Raw genomic sequence first — 19,028 nt, 5'->3', positions numbered from 1 at the left:
CCTCTATAAACCGACTGGTGTGTCTGCTCCGGATTGCCCGGTTGTTGTTGTTATTCAATACAAAATCAACGACCAAATGAAATATTTAGCTTAATTATTAATGCAGATTAAATAATAGGAATGCGACCATAAAAAAGCGGTAATAACCGCAAAAGCCGTAACCGGCCAGTATCGTTCCGTATCTGAGTCAGATTAGCAAACAAGAAACTAAAACTTTATGGAATAAAAACCAGACAATTGATTCCAGAATGAAATTAAGGCGGGATAGTATTAATCTGCGGAATGGATAAGAGAGGCTTTATAGCACCAGAGCCAGCAAGACCCTGATGCTATAACGGCTATTACAAGCGACCGCTGTAATAATAACCGACAAACTTGAGTAACTTGAATTGGCGACGGATGCGGCTGGGCTGAGCCAGGAGGCGATAGAGCCATTCCAACCCCAAGTTCTGCCATATCTTAGGCGCACGTTTAACATGGCCGGTAAAGACGTCGTAAGTCCCGCCAACCCCCATATAGAGGGCATCGGGATATACCTTACGGCAATCACGCATAAACATTTCTTGTTTAGGTGACCCCATGGCTACAGTGACAATTGCCGCACCGCTGGCAGCAATCCGCGCAAACAGGGCTTCCCGCTGTTCTGGGGTGAAATACCCGTCCTGACTCCCCACCAGATTCACATTCCATTGCGCGCGCAATTTGGCTTCAGTTTCGGCCAGAACATCAGGTTTACCGCCGACTAAAAATACCGGCGTCCCTTGCTGGCCCGCGCGCTGCATCAGAGCCTCCCACAAGTCAGCCCCTGCCACTCGTGACAGTTTTGCCTGCGGATATTTACGGCGGATGGCGCGCACCATGCTGATACCATCGGCATACAAGTATTCTGCTTCACTGATCAGTTCACGCAGAGCGGCATCGTCTTCGGCTTTCAGCAGTTTCTCTGCATTCATTGCCACTAAAGTCCCCGTTTTTACCGGGCCACTGCTCAGCAGATGATCCAGCGCCTGAGTCATGTCACGAAAGCCCCAGATGTCAAAACCGCGGACACTGTATTTTGGAATATCAATAGATTTTGGAATAGCAGTATTCTGTTCCATCACGATCCTTACTGTTGGCTGCTCGCTTGAGACATGGATAACGGCTTCGGTGTACTAATACGTCGCTGTACCCGTTGCTTTATCAAACCCGCCGTATCGAACAACCAATACAACAATTTCGCCAGTACCAGACAGGCACCAAAAATTACGCAGAAAAATACCACCCGCGAGACAAAGGAATCTAACCCTTCCCGAGCCAACACGATGATGTTAAATACCGCGCCAAAGCAGAAGCTTTGCAGGATGGCCGCTTTGTAGCGATTCTTCTCTGCTTTGCCTTGCTCATACAACCAGTCGAACCATTTAATAATTAACCCCACTACGATGGCACCCAGCGGGATAAACAGCACCCCGCCCATCACCACTAAAGACCCAATCAAGGTCGGGGAGATAGCCAGCCCAGAGTGGTTATCGAGCACATCCCAAGTGAAGTAATTGGCAGTATTCAGTACCAAATCTGGGCGTGCTGGCCACAAAGAGCTAGGAATAAATACATAGAAATCACGGATAATCGGCGCTAATCCCTGAAAATCTATTTTGTCGTAATTCTGAAGTAACAACCCAAGATTTTCCCACGGCGAGAAAGTATCCCGCGTCAGGTAAAGGAAAGTATAAAACGCCTCGGCACCATTCACATCCAAACCGTAACGTTTTAGCGCCAGCCAGAACATGCCGACAATCCCAAAGACCCCGGCAGCAGCAAGCATCCACAAGGTTATCCAGCCGCGAACGATGCCAATAAACAGGAATAATGAGAATGCGATGATGATATTAGCGCGGGTGCCGCCGACAATAACATAGGTCAGGATGCCAAACGCCACCGTGCTGGCCAGAAAGAAAAACCAGGCGCGCATATCCTGCTTTAGGAAATAAACCACTAACATCGCCGGAATGAAGAAGTAGAAAAAGCGCTTCAGCGCCACACCAGAGACATCACTGGAGAAAATTTTGCTGTAAGAATCCAGCTTAAAGAGCAAGAAACCATTCTGCATGAAGAAGATACCGACAGTGCCGATAGCCACCAGCGCCAACAGTATCCAGGTCAGATTGGTTTCAACCCGATTCATGGTGAATATCGGTGCTCTCGGCTGGCTACGTGGCTTGCGCAGGCGAGTCTTATAACTCACATAGTAAATGCCGTAGAACGCCGTGGCAGAGAGCATGGCATACAGTAAGTACTCAACCGGCACCACCGCGACGTCAAACTGGAACACCAACATGCAAGTGAGTGGGAAGCCAAAGTAGAACGTCAGCAAATAGAGCATTGAAAACAGCACGTTGAAGTTAAAGCGCACACGCCGAAACTCCTGATACGTCAATGTCAGGATAAAAATAACGGCTATCAGATAGACGCTGAAAAGACCGCCAAATTGCCCCAGCGTCATGGATGTTCTCCTGCGGCAAGTGCCAGCGCCTGTTGCCAACCCTCAATATAATTAGGGTTGAAGAACGCAATATTGTGCTTATCTAACCCTGCTAATTGCCGCTGCGCCTCGCGGATCAACGGCTCGTTCAATGAATCGCCATAGAAAAGCACCGGAATATGCTGCTCAGCTAAATCTTGCCAGAATGGATTCTTACGGCTTAAAACAAAAGGTACGCCAAACTGAGTTAATAAACACAGCGTGCCGATACCTTGCTGACGATTAAAAATAAAATAGCCCAAATCGCATTCACGCAGGATATTCAGATAATCATCAAACGGGATCTGTTCTGTCAGGATGCGCAGGTTATCTTGCACAAACAGCGCCAACCCCGCCTGCCTAACCTGTTCAATATACAGCTCATTATTAGCCGGGTAACCCATCGGCAGAATAACCCTGGCATCAGGGCCAAATTGCTGATGAATCGCCTTTAGCGCCTCAATATGGCGGTTGGTGGTGTCGCCTGAATTCCCCACCAAAATCGTCATTGGCCCCGCCAGTGGCTTATCAATATTGACGCCCGTTAAAGCCGGGTCCATGCGGGTCGGGAAATAAAGCAGTGACGCCGGCACCCGAGGGTGGCGCTGTTGGAAATGAATTAAATCGCCACGGGTCGCAAAAACGTGGCCCACCCGCCCCTGTGCAATACGGCGCAACAGGTAGAATAAGCGGAATTTCCAGCTTTTGGCATCTTCATATAAATCCGCACCCCAAATATGCCAATAAACTTGGTTCGGCTTGATTTTCCCACTCAACAACGCCAGCCATAAAGTGGCATTAAACTGCCCGTGCCAGAAGAAACGCGTATCGCGAGAAGCCTGTGCACGGGCAATAACCGCCTCCGCCAAGGCTTTCTTATTGCTGTGCGTCTCTATATCCAACTGAGGGAATGATGAAAAGGGGGCAGTTTCTTTTGCCGCCACCATAAAATGACGGGCTTGTTCTGCGGACACACGAGCCGTTAGCACATCATTAAAGAAGCGCAATACAGTCAGATTATGGTGCGGGATATCAGATCCCAGTACATGAATCAGGGTTGTCATTTTTTTCTACTGTACAGAGTGTTTACGGTGATGAATGTCTACGATACATAAGGAATACGCAGCTACAGAGCGCAAAATAGACAATATAAGTCGCCATATAGGCCTGTGCCGCGCCCAAAGAGCCATTCATTGGAATTAACCAATGGGCAAACCCGGTCAACAGTAAGAACTGGCTGACTTCCGTCAGAATGTAAAAACGCAAAGATGCTTTGGCAATCACCAAATAGCCAAATACATACGACCCAACCTTCAGCACATCGCCGACCAACTGCCAGGCAAAAAGGTCGCGCATGGCCGTAAACTGGTGAGAAAATAGCAGCCAGATAGCAAAATCACGTAATAACCAGACCATCAAACTGGCGGTTGCCACTGCCGGTAACACAAATTTCAATGAGCGCAGAATTTCACGAGAAATATCTGCTTTAGCTTTAAGCCTTGAAAGCGTCGGCAACAAATAGACGGTAAATGACGCGGTAATAAATTGTAGGTAAGCATCTGAAATACTGCTCACCCCTTGCCAGATACCTACGGCATCCCACCCATAGCGGTCAGCCAGCAAGTTACGCATCATCACATAAGCAACTGGCAAGGTCACCGAAGTAATCAACGCCATGATGGTAAACTTACCCAAATGGCTAGCTAATGCTTTATCCCAGCTAAGTTTAAGGTAACTTAAGGGAATAGTCTTGCGCCGAATCAGCATTACGGCCGCAGGAATAACCACTAAAGCGGGAACCAATGCCAGCCCCACCAGCGCTCCGGGATAACCGCCTATCCGAAAACAGAGATAATACGCGGCCACACCAATAAGGCTGCCGCCGATCACTGCCAGCGCATTTCCCATGGCATCACGATAGCCTTTGAGAATCGCCAAAAATAGGTTGGCATAGGCAATACCCATCTGGATAAATGCCACCGCCCGTACTACATTCTGGTAATCAGCATGACCAAATAACGCAATGCTGACAGGTTTGGCCGTCAACAGGAAAATCAATGCCAACAGAGTGGAAAAACCCAGCACAATTGCTGATGAAGTCCCTAAAACGGCTCGCAAACGTTCAGGCTGCTGATGATATTCAGCAACATATTTAGTAATACCGTTAAAGATACCGGCGCCCGAGAGCACGCCCAATACCGTAATTAGCTGGCGGAAGTTACCCGCCTGCCCGACACCACTGGGGCCAAAGGTCACCGCCAGCAGCTTAACCACTAACAGCCCTACGCCGATCTTAATTAGCGTAGAGCCAGCAGTCCAAATCGATGCTTTTGCCAGAGACATATCAGGCGAAGAAACTCAGAACAGTATTAATGACCGTGCTCTGATTCACATCAGTCAGGTTATAGAAGATTGGCAAACGAACCAGACGTTCACTTTCCTTAGTCGTAAAGCGGTCTTCACCATCCATACGACCAAATTCCTCGCCAGCCGGACAAGCATGCAGTGGAATGTAGTGGAATACCGACATGATTTCAGCTTCTTTTAAGTAGCTGATAAATGCTGAGCGCTCTTCAATGTCACGCAATTTGATATAAAACATGTGCGCATTCTGTACCACATTGTCCGGAATAACGGGCAAATCGAGACGCCCGGCATCAGCCAAGGGCTTGAAAGCATTATAATAGGTATGCCACAGCGCCAGACGACGTTCATTGATTTTATCTGCGGCTTCTAACTGGCCCCATAGATATGCGGCCTGTAAATCAGACATCAAATAGCTAGAGCCAATGTCACGCCAAGTATATTTGTCGACCTGACCACGGAAGAACTGACTGCGATTGGTCCCTTTCTCGCGGATGATTTCAGCGCGGTCAATCAATGACGGGTCATTAATCAGGGTTGCACCACCTTCACCGCCCGCGGTGTAATTCTTGGTTTCATGGAAGCTAAAACAGCCGATATGGCCGATAGTGCCCAGAGCCTTACCTTTGTAAGTCGACATCACGCCCTGCGCGGCATCTTCTACCACAAATAAATTATGCTTTTTCGCCAGCGCCATGATGGTGTCCATCTCACAGGCAACACCCGCGTAATGGACCGGTACGATAACCTTGGTTTTATCGGTGATAGCCGCTTCAATCTTGGTTTCATCAATATTCATGGTGTCTGGACGAATATCCACAAACACCATTTTCGCGCCGCGCAGCACAAAAGCATTGGCGGTCGACACAAAAGTGAAACTCGGCATGATCACTTCATCACCGGGTTTTATATCCAGCAATAACGCGGCCATTTCCAGTGAGGCGGTGCAAGACGGGGTCAGCAAGACTTTTGGGCAGTTAAAACGCTGTTCCATCCACTGCTGGCAACGATGGGTAAAGCCGCCATCGCCACACAGTTTCCCGCTATTCATTGCATCCTGCATATAACCCAGTTCAGTGCCGACTACCGGTGGAGCGTTAAATGGAATCATCTCATCCCCTGCATAACCAATACGCGGTGCTCTCAATCGAAGCACCACTGCGAATATAAAGACGTAAAGCAGCAATATTGCTCATTTGTGTGGCCACCCGTAACCGGTGTAATCCATGACTCTGGCACCACTGCTTTGCCGCCGACATTAATAATGAACCTATGCCTTTACCCTGCGCATCCGGGAATACCGCCAACAGGCCAATACGGGCGCAGCCATCTTGTAAATCACGTAAGGTGACAAACCCCGCCGGCTGCCCCGCTGAATCCATCACCAACAAACATTGATGGTCGAAGGTGCCCAATACCGCCTTTTCAGCCCATAATGCATAAAACCGCCCGCTGTCCTGTGGGTCATACCACGGCGCGCGAAAACGACTCAATGCAAAAGCCTTGGCGGCAACACCGCGCAATAGCGGGATATCCTCGGGGATTGCTACCCTATGTTGATAGGTTCCGGCCTCACTCTGCGGTGTTGCATTTTCTGTGCCAACTGCATCAGCCACTGACAGTGCTAAGTCAACTTCGCCTTCAACCAGCTTGAAACCAAGCTGACCGAGAGCATCAATAAGATCAAGGCGATGGGTTGGTACTTTGGCTTGGGTAAGGGTAAAAGCATCCAACTCAGCCGGATCAAGTTGCGGGGCTGAGTTGGAGAAATTCAGTTTTGCACTTTGGCGCTGGAAAAATTCACTTTCCCAGGCCAGCGGCTCAATACTGGCGTGGACGGGCATGAAGCAAGTCCAACAGATATTTACCATAGCCGGTTTTAGCCAACGCGGTGGCGGCGCGTCTGACGCCGTCGTCGTCCAACCAACCATTGCGCCAAGAGATTTCTTCCAGACAGGCAATTTTGAAACCTTGACGTTTTTCAACGGTTTGCACGAAAGTGCTAGCTTCAATCAGACTGTCATGTGTCCCGGTGTCGAGCCAGGCAAAGCCACGGCCCAATAATTCCACCGTCAACTCCCCACGCTCTAAATACATCTGGTTGATACTGGTTATTTCCAGCTCACCACGGGAAGAAGGCTTAACTTGCTTAGCGAATTCAACTACTTGATTATCATAGAAATAAAGCCCAGTGACGGCCCAGTTGGATTTCGGCTGACTTGGTTTTTCTTCTATGGATAATGCGCGGAAGTCATCATCAAACTCCACCACACCAAAACGTTCTGGATCCATGACTTGATAGCCGAAAACAGTCGCGCCGTGCTCACGCGCCGCGACAGTTTTCAGTTTTGGGCTAAAGCCCTGACCAAAATAGATATTATCGCCGAGCACCAAACAACAAGGCTCATTGCCGATAAACTCTTCACCAATGATAAATGCTTGTGCCAGCCCATCAGGGCTAGGTTGTGCGGCATAACTCAGATTAATACCAAATTCTTCACCATTACCCAGCAAACGCTGGAAAGAAGGTAAATCTTCTGGAGTAGAAATAATCAGGACATCGCGGATACCCGCCAGCATCAGCACTGACAGCGGGTAGTAAATCATCGGCTTATCATAAACGGGAAGCAGTTGCTTAGAGACACCACGGGTGATGGGGTGCAACCTCGTGCCGGAGCCACCAGCCAGAATTATGCCTTTCATACGATCTCCTAAGACATACAATGTCTTGAAAACATCATGCAAAATATTGAATGATGCCATCCCAATGATTAATAAACTTCGAACCTATCGTCAATCACCCAGCGAAATACTCTATAGATTTCAAGGTGCAGGAAGGCGGCAAGCAAGGAAATCCCGATGAGCTGACATAAGTCAGTGATTCGGGTGACCGAGCGCAACCAACACATCTGCAACTTGAAAGATGAAGAGTATCAGTCACTCAAGCCCAAACGCTCACCGGCATAAGAACCATCCTGAACACGTCGCCACCAAGATTCGTTGTTCAAATACCATAATACGGTTTTGCGGATACCACTTTCGAAGGTTTCCTGCGGTCGCCAACCTAGTTCCCGCTCAATTTTACCTGCATCAATGGCATAACGCATATCATGGCCCGGCCGGTCTTTCACATAGGTAATCAGGTCACGATAGTGAGTAATTCCTGCCGGTTTTGCGGGAACCAGTTCATCGAGCAGGGCGCAGATGGTTTCAACCACTTCAATATTCTTGCGCTCGTTATGGCCGCCAATATTGTACGTCTCGCCAACGACACCTTCGGTAACAACCTGATATAAGGCCCGAGCATGGTCTTCAACAAACAGCCAATCGCGAACTTGTGCGCCATTGCCATATACTGGCAACGGTTTTCCCGCGAGCGCATTCAAAATAACCAGCGGGATCAATTTCTCAGGGAAATGATACGGGCCGTAGTTATTTGAGCAATTGGTCACCAAGGTCGGTAAGCCATAGGTTCGCAGCCAAGCCCGGACTAAATGGTCACTGGATGCTTTGGAGGCAGAATAAGGGCTACTTGGTGCATAAGGCGTTGTTTCAGTAAACAAATCATCCGTGCCATGCAGGTCACCATACACCTCGTCCGTCGAGATATGGTGGAAGCGAAACGCCAGTTTTGCCTCAGCGCTCAGTTGCAACCAGTAATGACGCGCCGCCTCTAACATCTGGTAAGTGCCCACGACGTTAGTTTCGATAAAGGCCGCTGGGCCATCAATTGAGCGGTCAACATGACTTTCTGCCGCCAGATGCATTACGACATCGGGTTGATATTGTGCAAAAACGCGGTCCAGCTCAGCACGAGAGCAGATATCAACCTGTTCGAAAGCATAGCGCTCGCTTTGCGCGACAACTGCCAGTGACTCCAAATTGCCCGCGTAGGTGAGTTTATCAACCACCACCACGCTATCTGAAGTGCCATTGATAATATGTCTTACCACTGCGGAGCCGATAAATCCGGCCCCACCTGTGACTAGAATACGTCTCAACGCCATACTCCTTTGGTGTCCACAATCCACGATTGCTTCACATCTTCAGGTTTGATGGCTTTGAATTGGCTATGATCAACCAACATCACCAGCACATCCGCTTGCTGCAAGGCTGTTGCGGTATCTTTCAGGGCAACGTTACCCGCCAGAGACTTCGGCAATTGCTCAACATTAGGTTCAACCACCAATGTTTCACCAGCATGCCATTCAGCAATCAAATGCGCGATTTCAACGGCCGGGCTTTCGCGCAGGTCATCAATGTTTGGCTTAAAGGCCAAACCGAAACAGGCAATTTTGACTTCAGAAGCACGTTTGTCAGTCGCTGCCAGACAATCAGCTACGGCAGCTTTAACACGGTCAACAACCCACAGTGGTTTGCCGTCATTCACCAAACGCGCAGTGTGGATAAGACGCGCTAACTCTGGGTTCTGAGACACAATAAACCAAGGGTCAACAGCGATACAGTGGCCACCAACACCTGGGCCTGGCTGCAAAATATTCACCCGTGGATGACGATTCGCCAGGCGAATCAGCTCCCACACATTGATTCCTTGCGCATCACAAATCAGAGACAATTCATTGGCGAAAGCAATGTTCACGTCACGGAAACTGTTTTCAGTCAGCTTACACATTTCTGCCGTGCGGGAGTTCGTCACCACACATTCGCCTTCCAGGAAGATTTTGTACAATTCACTGGCGCGAGCAGAACATTTTGGTGTCATACCGCCGATAACACGGTCGTTCTGAATCAGTTCAACCATCACCTGACCCGGCAATACGCGCTCAGGGCAATAAGCGATGTTAATATCCGCTTCTTCACCCGCGGTCTGTGGGAAGCTCAAATCAGGGCGAGCTTCAGCCAGCCATTGGGCCATTTGTTCCGTGGCGCCGACAGGAGAAGTCGACTCCAGAATGACCAAATCGCCTTTTTTCAAAACAGGAGCAATAGATTTAGCCGCTGATTCAACAAAAACCATATCCGGCTCATGATCGCCTTTAAACGGTGTCGGTACGGCAATTAGAAACGCATCTGCTGGCAGTGGCTTGGTTACGGCTTGCAGGTAACCCCCTTCAACAGCAATCTTCACCACTTTATCTAAGTCCGGCTCCACGATATGGATTGCACCGCGATTAATGGTTTCAACCGCATGGGCATTGACGTCAACACCAATAACTTTCTTCTTGCGCGACGCGAAAGCGGCAGCAGTTGGCAGGCCAATATACCCAAGACCGATAACAGAAATAGTTTCAAAACTCATAGCGTCACCTGATGATTCTTTAAAGCTTCAAGGATGCGTTGACAGGCATGCCCGTCACCGTAAGGATTGTGCGCCCGCGTCATTTGATGATAGGCAGTTTCATCAGTCAGCAAGCGGGTCACTGCATCGACAATTTTATTAATATTAGTGCCAACCAACAAAACTGTACCGGAATCTACTGCTTCCGGGCGTTCAGTGGTATCACGCATCACCAGTACCGGCTTACCTAATGAAGGAGCTTCTTCCTGAATACCCCCGGAATCTGTCAAGATCAGGTAGGCATGGTTCATCAGATAAACGAATGGCAGATAATCTTGCGGGTCGATCAGAATGATATTATCAATACCTTTCAGAATACGATTGACCGGCTCACTGACGTTAGGGTTGAGATGTACCGGATAAACCACCTGCACATCGGGATGTTTGCGCGCAATTTCAGCTAATGCGCTACAGATCCTCTCAAACCCACCCCCAAAGCTCTCACGGCGATGGCCAGTGACCAGAATCATCTTCTTCTTGGTATCGAGGAATGGATAGCGCTCCGCCAAGCTGGCACGTAACTCTGGGTTATTCATAACCCGATCCCGCACCCAGAACAGCGCATCAATCACGGTATTACCCGTCACAAAGATACGGTTTTCCGGCACCATTTCACGTAACAGGTTTTGCCGCGAGTTTTCCGTCGGAGCAAAATGATACATGGCAAGATGGCCGGTCAATTGGCGGTTGGCTTCTTCTGGCCACGGAGAATAGAGATTCCCAGTGCGTAAGCCCGCTTCGACATGCCCAACAGGGATGCGGTGATAAAAGGCGGCAAGGCTGGTCGACAATGTCGTCGTCGTATCGCCGTGCACCAAAATGACATCCGGCTTAAACTCCGCCAGAACGGGCTTTAGCCCTTCCAGAATACGGCAAGTTATTTCCGTTAATCCCTGTCCCGGCTTCATGATATTCAAATCATAATCCGGTTGAATCTCAAATAAACGCAACACCTGATCCAGCATCTCACGATGCTGAGCAGTGACACAAACTCTTGATTCAAAGGCTTCATCCTGAGCCAAAGCATGCACCAGAGGAGCCATTTTAATGGCTTCAGGCCGGGTGCCAAAAACAGTCAACACTTTCACAGTGAATCTCTTTAAGGTCAGTTAGCCGCAGACAACGCCTGCAAGTTGGGCGCACAATGCGCCCATTACTTCATAGTCAATATTACTTTGCGCTTCACGGCACGGGTTATGCTTGCGTACTGGTACGACGAACCAACACCACACCCGCCCCGACCAATGCCCCTATCGCACCCCACATAATCAGCAGGAATACACGACGCGGGCTGTCACGGGTAACCGGATCTTCTGGTGTGCGTAAGTAACGGTAAGCCTGGAATGTTTTATCCAGCGTCGGACCGACGTTCAATGTTGCCAGCATTGCTCGGTTCTGATCGTAATCAATATCAAAACTTGGGCCGGTAGCCTGTAATGTTTCCAAACGGGCTTCAAGCATTGGTTTACCTAGCATAAACATTTTGGAATCAGGTAGTTGTTCAGCCGGCGTGTCCGTTTGATTGCGATTAATCCCTTGCTGGCTAGCCACTTTCAAAGCTTGTTTAACCGCAGTAACTTCGCGGTCAAATACGGCTTGGGCAACAGCTTCCTGGCGTTTAACCTGAGCTTTCATTGACTGAGTGCGAGCAGCCCATGCGCCCTGAATTTCATCATTCAAATGGCTGGCAGCACGTTGGCTGGCAAAATCAATGTAATTGCGCAGTAGTTTATTGGAGTCAGAAGCGGTTTCGGCCGTCAATTTGATGCTGTCATTCAGCATTTTTTTGTCGTCACGTGGGGTGAAAACAATATTATTCACCAGTTCATCCAGTAATGCGGCATCCGCCTTAGCATCACCTTCCAATCGCTGTTTGTAGTAATCAGTTTGTAGCCAAAAATCACGGCGGGTATCGTAAGCAGCTAACTGAGTAATAAATTCACTGTATGCTTCGTCAGAGATACCGGGTTGCTCACTGGCAACACCACTATTCACGCGGCTATCCAGATTACGCAAAAACTGCTGCTGAGAATAATAACCCCCCAAATTGTTAACTGTTGGCCTGTCTGTAATGGCGGTCGCACTCCACTGTTGTTTCACCAAGTAGGAAACACCCAGCGCTATCGCAGCAAAAAGAATTGCCATACCGATAATCCACACTTTACCACGCCAAAGAGTGCGGCACAGGCTGCGGATATCTAACTCGTTATCCACAACGGGCTCATTATTGGTAGATCCTGTTTTATCAGTCGACATAGATTCTGGTTTCATCACTGCCTAAAAGCCTCTGGTTAAGATTCATGCTTATTTTGCGATGCACGGCGCATCCGGCGCTTGATACGCTTGATAAAACGCGCCACTCGCCATGCCCGTTTAATGCAGTAGCCATACAACAGAAATGCAAGCAAGAATAGTGCCAACATGACCCATTCAGGCACGAATGTCAGCCGTTCGCCGATGACACCCACTGCCGCTAACAACGCCGCAGCCAGGGTGATTAAGACAAATGCCTGCCGCGAAGTAAAGCCAGCACGCATAATCAAGTGATGGATATGTTGGCGGTCGGGTGAGAAAGGACTCATTCCTTTACGTAAACGCCGATACATGATGGCAATCATATCCATCAATGGAATGGCAATAATCCATAATGCAGTCACTGGGTTAACAGGGTGCGCATTCCCTTGAGTACTTTGCAATAACACCCAAATGGCGGTGAAACCAATCAGAGTGCTACCCGCATCCCCCATAAAGACCTTGTAACGGCGTCCTAATAAACCAAGGTTCAGCAAGATATAAGGCAAAATGGCGGCAATCATCGCAAAGCACCACAGTGCTAATGCCATTTGGCCACTTTGATACAGCAAAATACCCATGGCACCAAAAGAGACACAGGAAAGCCCGCCGAGTAAACCATCAATACCATCGACCATATTGAAAGCATTGATTGCCGCCCACACTGCAAATAATGTGACGACATAACCAAACGGCCCTAATACCATTTCCCAAGGGCCAAAAGCATGCCCCAGACTGCGTAAATAAAGCCCGGCGATCGCCATCATAGCGATACCGACCAGCGCCTGAACAAAAGCACGAATTTTTACGCTGATATCGAAGCGATCGTCTAACGCACCAACGAACACCAATAAACCGGCACACCCAAGATATAAGCGGAAATGTGGGATTTGCTGATTAGTAATCAGAAAGGTAAAACAAATACCAGCAAACACGGATATTCCGCCCACTAATGGGATCAACCCTTGGTGACGTTTGCGATAGTTAGGTTTATCGACCAATCCAATTTTCTTGGCAACTTTGCGAGCAACAAATAAAAATGCCAGAGAAAACAGGAAAATAACAAATATTTCAGTACTCATAGTGAGTAAATTCACGTTTAACCGCTCTCTGCAAAAAGATACGACAGCTTAGCATGTGGCTTGGCGTATACCATGCCTTCCCTATGCTTTCAGTTATTTCTGAATATGATGACAGCCTTGGTTGTTATTCCCAACTCTATTTTTAGTCTTTTCTCGTTGCTAATGAGAATAATTACCAAACTATTAGTTGGTTCGATTACATATCCACTGAGTAGATAACAATCCCGGCTATCGTATATTCCAAATACAAAAAACGCCACGACTGCGCGTGGCGTTTTGTTTAATTTTGCTACCCTTTCGAACTTGAAGCTACAGCGTATTAACTGCAACCCAATTTCTGCGGGTAAAAAACCTACGAACGTCTCATGTTATCGAAGAACTGATCGTTGGTTTTCGCTGTAGCCAATTTGCTGATGAGGAACTCCATTGCATCGATTTCACCCATTGGATGAAGGATACGACGCAGGATCCACATTTTTTGCAGCTCTTCAGTGGTTGTCAGCAGCTCTTCTTTACGCGTGCCTGAGCGGTTGAAATCAATGGCTGGGAACACACGTTTCTCTGCGATTTTACGCGACAGATGCAGTTCCATGTTGCCGGTACCTTTAAATTCTTCATAGATAACTTCATCCATTTTAGAACCGGTATCAACCAATGCGGTGGCAATGATGGTCAGGCTCCCGCCCTCTTCAACATTACGAGCAGCACCAAAGAAACGCTTAGGACGATGCAAGGCGTTGGCATCCACACCACCAGTCAGAACTTTACCTGAAGCAGGCACGACGGTGTTGTATGCACGGGCCAAACGGGTAATGGAGTCCAGTAAAATGATAACGTCTTTTTTATGCTCAACCAGACGTTTCGCTTTCTCGATAACCATTTCAGCAACTTGAACGTGGCGGGATGCTGGCTCGTCGAAAGTTGAAGCAATAACTTCACCTTTCACCAGACGCTGCATCTCGGTCACTTCTTCCGGGCGCTCGTCAATCAGCAATACCATCAATACGCAATCAGGGTGATTGTAAGCAATGCTGGTGGCAATATTCTGCAACAGCATGGTTTTACCCGCTTTTGGCGGAGCCACAATCAGCCCACGCTGACCACGACCGATTGGCGATGCCAAATCAAGTACACGGGCAGTCAAATCTTCAGTCGAACCATTACCTCGTTCCATGCGCAGACGAGAGTTGGCATGCAATGGAGTTAAGTTTTCGAATAGAATTTTGTTACGCGCATTTTCCGGTTTGTCATAGTTAACTTCGTTAACTTTCAACAATGCAAAGTAACGCTCACCCTCTTTAGGTGGACGAATCTTACCGGCAACGGTATCACCAGTGCGGAGGTTGAAACGGCGAATTTGGCTTGGGGATACGTAGATGTCGTCAGGGCCGGCGAGGTAGGAGCTGTCTGCAGAACGGAGGAAACCAAATCCATCCTGCAATATCTCCAACACACCGTCACCGAAGATATCTTCTCCACTTTTCGCGTGCTGCTTAAGGATAGAGAAAATAATATCTTGTTTACGCATCCGGGCTAGGTTTTCCAGCCCCATATTTTCGCCAAGTGTTATCAGATCAGAAACCGGCGTGTTCTTTAATTCGGTAAGATTCATAATGGTGGGTTCTTAAACTCGGGGTATGTCTCGAACTATGGTCGTGAATGGTATGGCAGCGTCATCCGTGCCTGTTTAATGGGACATTCAATCACCGGCCTTGGGCCAAACCACGCAAGTAATGACTTACGCAAGAATGCGCGACACAACGGTGTAAAGATTGAAGGTGCCTTAGACTGATTTTGTAAAACACTAGACTGTCAAAAACCGATTGAGTTCATACATATTCTCAACACAAATTATTTCGACATAGAGTAAAGCTTTAGATTCAAACTATTTAGATGCTACAGACTATTTATTAGATACTAAAGAATAAGCTAGATGCTACAAACCCGGACTCAATACACAGGAATGTTCTATATGCAGTAGAGTAAACTTAACACGCTTCTTTGCAGGCGTCTAGCGGTCAGTGTGAGAAATCACAACTGCCGCTAAACATACCCTACAGCCTTGAAGCGGAAGCGCTGTTAGCAGCTCTGACTCACCCGAATAACTGACCTGAGTCAACTCATCGGGATTTGCTCGTTTGCTGCCTTGCTGCAACTTCAATGACTTTAGGTACTAACCCGCTAATGTCACTTACAGATTCGCATCCAAGAATTCTTTAAGTTGACCTTTAGACAAGGCACCAACCTTGGTTGCCACAACTTCACCGTCACGGAATAACAACAGCGTAGGGATGCCACGGATACCGTATTTTGGTGCCGTACCCTGGTTGTCATCAATATTCAATTTAGTAATGGTAAGTCTGCCTGCATACTCTTCAGCAATTTCATCCAAAATCGGAGCAATCATCTTGCACGGACCACACCATTCAGCCCAGAAATCGACCAGAACCAGGCCCTCGGCTTTCAGCACGTCTGTGTCGAAGCTGTCGTCACTCAGGTGAATAATTTTATCGCTCATGTTCTACTCCAAAGGATTGTGTCTACCTCGTTGGTGTAGCATTAACCAACAATAGGATGACTTTATTTCACCGGATACGCTTTCGTAAAGCAATAGTTAGCTGATATTCTACCACACTATGAGCAAAACACACTTGACCGAACAGAAGTTTTCCGACTTCGCCCTGCACCCGCTAGTTATTGAAGCTCTTGAAAACAAAGGGTTTCAGTATTGTACGCCGATCCAGGCGTTAGCATTGCCACTCACCCTATCTGGGCGTGATGTAGCGGGTCAGGCGCAAACAGGGACCGGCAAGACGCTGGCATTTCTAGCGTCTACTTTCCATTATTTGCTTTCTCACCCTGCGCAAGAGGGTCGCCAGACTAATCAGCCACGCGCATTGATTATGGCTCCCACTCGTGAATTAGCCGTACAAATTCACTCCGATGCAGAATCACTTTCCCAAATAACCGGGCTGAAATTAGGCTTGGCTTACGGTGGTGATGGCTACGATAAACAGCTTAAAGTGCTGGAAAGTGGCGTTGATATTCTGATCGGTACTACTGGCCGTTTAATCGATTACGCAAAACAAAATTACATTAATCTCGGTGCGATTCAGGTTGTGGTGTTAGATGAAGCTGATCGGATGTACGATCTGGGCTTTATTAAAGATATCCGCTGGCTGTTCCGCCGTATGCCTTCCGTTGACCAGCGTTTAAACATGCTGTTCTCTGCCACACTCTCGTACCGGGTACGTGAATTAGCATTCGAACAAATGAATAACGCCGAATATGTTGAAGTGGAACCGTTACAAAAAACCGGCCACCGCATTCAGGAAGAGCTGTTCTACCCTTCAAATGAAGAAAAAATGCGTCTGCTTCAGACGTTGATTGAAGAAGAGTGGCCAGATCGCTGCATTATTTTTGCAAATACTAAGCATCGCTGCGAAGAAATTTGGGGTCACTTGGCTGCTGATGGTCATCGTGTTGGTCTGCTGACCGGCGATGTCGCGCAGAAAAAACGCCTGAGAATTCTGGAAGATTTCACCAAAGGTGATTTGGATATTCTGGTCGCCACCGATGTCGCCGCCCGTGGTCTACACATTCCACTGGTAACCCATGTCTTCAACTATGACCTACCTGATGACTGTGAAGACTATGTTCACCGCATTGGCCGTACTGGTCGTGCTGGCGAAAGTGGTCATTCCATCAGCCTGGCTTGTGAAGAATACGCCTTAAACTTACCGGCAATCGAGACCTACACTGGTCATAGCATTCCAGTAAGTAAATATAATAGCGATGCGCTATTAACTGATCTGCCGGCGCCAAAACGTCTGGCCCGAACCCGCACTGGGAATGGTCCACGCCGTAACTCTGCCCCACGTCGCAGTGGTGCACCGCGGAATAACCGTAAGCGACCGAGCTGATAAATGATGCTAAGTTCCACCTCACTTTATGCTGCCATCGATCTTGGCTCCAACAGTTTTCATATGTTGGTAGTACGTGAGGTGGCAGGCAGTATCCAAACGCTGGCCCGAATCAAACGGAAAGTTCGTCTGGCTGCGGGTTTGGATACCCAGAATCGCCTATCGCAAGAGGCGATGGAGCGCGGCTGGCAATGTCTGAAGCTTTTTTCAGAGCGTTTGCAGGACATTCCTTTGGATCAGATTCGTGTGGTGGCAACAGCGACCCTGCGTCTGGCCTCCAATGCTGAAGAATTCCTGCAAACTGCGACCGACATCCTCGGCTGCCCGATTCAGGTCATCAGTGGTGAAGAAGAAGCACGTCTGATTTATCACGGCGTCGCACATACTACTGGTGGGCCAGAGCAGCGTCTGGTGGTCGATATTGGCGGTGGTAGCACAGAGCTTGTGACCGGTAATGGCGCTCAGGCAAATATTCTAGTCAGTTTATCAATGGGTTGTGTAACCTGGTTGGAGCGCTACTTCAGCGATCGCAATCTGGCAAAAGAGAATTTTGACCACGCGGAATTGGCTGCCCGCGAAATGCTCAAACCTGTCGCGCAGCGATTTCGTGAGCACGGCTGGCAAATCTGCGTGGGTGCCTCTGGCACTGTTCAGGCCCTGCAAGAGATCATGGTCGCCCAAGGTATGGACGAGCTGATTACCTTAGCCAAATTACAGCAGCTCAAACAAAGAGCAATTCAGTGTGGCAAACTAGAAGAACTGGAAATCCCCGGTTTAACACTAGAGCGCGCGCTGGTTTTCCCCAGTGGTCTGTCCATTTTAATCGCGATATTCCAGGAACTGGCGATTGAAAGTATGACACTGGCAGGGGGGGCGCTACGCGAAGGTCTGGTCTATGGCATGCTACATTTGCCAGTGGAGCAGGATATTCGCGGCCGAACCGTGCGAAATATCCAGCGCCGCTACTTACTGGATACTCAACAAGCCAAGCGCGTCAGCAAATTGGCTGATAATTTTTTGCTTCAAGTAGAAAAAGAGTGGCATCTCGACAGCCGATGTCGTGAGTTATTGCAAAACGCGTGTTTGATACATGAAATTGGCCTAAGCGTCGATTTTAAACGCGCTCCGCAACACGCCGCATACCTGATAAGTAATCTGGATCTACCCGGTTTTACTCCTGCACAAAAACGTCTACTGGCAGCTTTGCTGCAAAATCAGAGTGATACTCTCGATCTTTCACTGCTAAATCAACAGAATGCATTGCCAGTGGATATGGCCCAGCATCTGTGCCGGTTATTGCGACTGGCAATCATATTCTCCAGCCGTCGCCGGGATGACACCCTGCCAGCTGTCAGGCTACGGGCCAATGGTGAAGCACTTTATGTCCTGTTACCGCGGGGCTGGTTGCAGCAGCATCCTTATCGCGCGGAAGCATTAGAACAAGAAAGTCATTGGCAGAGCTATGTTCAGTGGCCACTTTTATTAGAAGAATTTAACTAAATTCTTTGCAGTTGGGCGACCTTGGTCGCCTTCACTTCTTATTATTCCCACTGTAATTCCTCATA

General features: G+C 48.4%; 16 protein-coding genes. 2 read left to right on the top strand and 14 right to left on the bottom strand.

The window, feature by feature from the left end; genetic code table 11:
• Positions 1–341: 341 nt before the first annotated feature.
• The 14 genes from wecG to trxA form a co-directional block, all read right to left on the bottom strand.
• Positions 342–1,100: a lipopolysaccharide N-acetylmannosaminouronosyltransferase gene (gene wecG / locus F0T03_RS00900; protein WP_145556059.1), complete on the bottom strand. Its 759-nt coding sequence runs from the start codon at positions 1,098–1,100 to the stop codon at positions 342–344.
• An 8-nt stretch (positions 1,101–1,108) separates the two neighbouring features.
• Positions 1,109–2,485 carry an ECA oligosaccharide polymerase gene (gene wzyE, locus F0T03_RS00895; RefSeq protein ID WP_145556058.1) on the bottom strand — a complete coding sequence of 459 codons (1,377 nt, stop codon included), beginning with the start codon at positions 2,483–2,485 and terminating at the stop codon, positions 1,109–1,111.
• Positions 2,482–3,567 (bottom strand): TDP-N-acetylfucosamine:lipid II N-acetylfucosaminyltransferase, encoded by a 1,086-nt coding sequence (locus tag F0T03_RS00890; RefSeq protein ID WP_159677056.1) that lies wholly within the window; start codon positions 3,565–3,567, stop codon positions 2,482–2,484. Before F0T03_RS00890 ends, wzyE begins: the two co-directional genes overlap by 4 nt.
• A gap of 22 nt (positions 3,568–3,589) precedes the next feature.
• The gene (gene wzxE / locus F0T03_RS00885) at positions 3,590–4,846 is read right to left on the bottom strand and encodes a lipid III flippase WzxE (RefSeq protein WP_145556056.1); all 1,257 of its coding nucleotides are present in this window, start codon (positions 4,844–4,846) and stop codon (positions 3,590–3,592) included.
• A gap of 1 nt (position 4,847) precedes the next feature.
• The gene (gene rffA, locus F0T03_RS00880) at positions 4,848–5,978 is read right to left on the bottom strand and encodes a dTDP-4-amino-4,6-dideoxygalactose transaminase (RefSeq protein WP_159677055.1); all 1,131 of its coding nucleotides are present in this window, start codon (positions 5,976–5,978) and stop codon (positions 4,848–4,850) included.
• A 1-nt stretch (position 5,979) separates the two neighbouring features.
• Complete coding sequence (gene rffC / locus F0T03_RS00875) at positions 5,980–6,711, bottom strand: dTDP-4-amino-4,6-dideoxy-D-galactose acyltransferase (protein WP_159677054.1); 732 nt, start codon at positions 6,709–6,711, stop codon at positions 5,980–5,982.
• Positions 6,689–7,570 carry a glucose-1-phosphate thymidylyltransferase RfbA gene (rfbA, locus tag F0T03_RS00870; RefSeq protein ID WP_159677053.1) on the bottom strand — a complete coding sequence of 294 codons (882 nt, stop codon included), beginning with the start codon at positions 7,568–7,570 and terminating at the stop codon, positions 6,689–6,691. The genes rffC and rfbA overlap by 23 nt, the downstream gene beginning before the upstream one ends.
• A 230-nt stretch (positions 7,571–7,800) precedes the next feature.
• Entirely contained in the window at positions 7,801–8,874 is a 1,074-nt protein-coding gene (rffG, locus tag F0T03_RS00865; protein ID WP_181952448.1) for a dTDP-glucose 4,6-dehydratase, read from the bottom strand.
• The gene (gene wecC, locus F0T03_RS00860) at positions 8,865–10,127 is read right to left on the bottom strand and encodes a UDP-N-acetyl-D-mannosamine dehydrogenase (protein WP_145556051.1); all 1,263 of its coding nucleotides are present in this window, start codon (positions 10,125–10,127) and stop codon (positions 8,865–8,867) included. Before wecC ends, rffG begins: the two co-directional genes overlap by 10 nt.
• Positions 10,124–11,254 carry a non-hydrolyzing UDP-N-acetylglucosamine 2-epimerase gene (gene wecB, locus F0T03_RS00855; RefSeq protein WP_145556050.1) on the bottom strand — a complete coding sequence of 377 codons (1,131 nt, stop codon included), beginning with the start codon at positions 11,252–11,254 and terminating at the stop codon, positions 10,124–10,126. Before wecB ends, wecC begins: the two co-directional genes overlap by 4 nt.
• 106 nt (positions 11,255–11,360) lie before the next feature.
• Complete coding sequence (gene wzzE / locus F0T03_RS00850; protein WP_162526852.1) at positions 11,361–12,437, bottom strand: ECA polysaccharide chain length modulation protein; 1,077 nt, start codon at positions 12,435–12,437, stop codon at positions 11,361–11,363.
• A gap of 20 nt (positions 12,438–12,457) precedes the next feature.
• Entirely contained in the window at positions 12,458–13,555 is a 1,098-nt protein-coding gene (gene wecA, locus F0T03_RS00845; protein ID WP_145556049.1) for a UDP-N-acetylglucosamine--undecaprenyl-phosphate N-acetylglucosaminephosphotransferase, read from the bottom strand.
• Positions 13,556–13,892: 337 nt separating this feature from the next.
• Positions 13,893–15,152 (bottom strand): transcription termination factor Rho, encoded by a 1,260-nt coding sequence (rho, locus tag F0T03_RS00840; RefSeq protein WP_004704159.1) that lies wholly within the window; start codon positions 15,150–15,152, stop codon positions 13,893–13,895.
• A 579-nt stretch (positions 15,153–15,731) separates the two neighbouring features.
• Positions 15,732–16,058, bottom strand: a complete 327-nt coding sequence (trxA, locus tag F0T03_RS00835) for a thioredoxin TrxA (RefSeq protein ID WP_145556048.1) — start codon at positions 16,056–16,058, stop codon at positions 15,732–15,734.
• A 118-nt stretch (positions 16,059–16,176) separates the two neighbouring features.
• Here trxA and rhlB point away from each other — a divergent pair, with 118 nt between their 5' ends.
• On the top strand, positions 16,177–17,463 hold the full coding sequence (gene rhlB, locus F0T03_RS00830) for an ATP-dependent RNA helicase RhlB (RefSeq protein WP_145556047.1): 1,287 nt from the start codon (positions 16,177–16,179) through the stop codon (positions 17,461–17,463).
• A 6-nt stretch (positions 17,464–17,469) separates the two neighbouring features.
• The gene (ppx, locus tag F0T03_RS00825; RefSeq protein ID WP_162527003.1) at positions 17,470–18,963 is read left to right on the top strand and encodes an exopolyphosphatase; all 1,494 of its coding nucleotides are present in this window, start codon (positions 17,470–17,472) and stop codon (positions 18,961–18,963) included.
• The last annotated feature ends 65 nt before the right edge of the window (positions 18,964–19,028 follow it).

Origin of the sequence: Yersinia canariae, from assembly GCF_009831415.1 — a bacterium.
Lineage (GTDB): Bacteria > Pseudomonadota > Gammaproteobacteria > Enterobacterales > Enterobacteriaceae > Yersinia > Yersinia canariae.
This window is presented reverse-complemented; position numbering and strand designations above follow the sequence as displayed.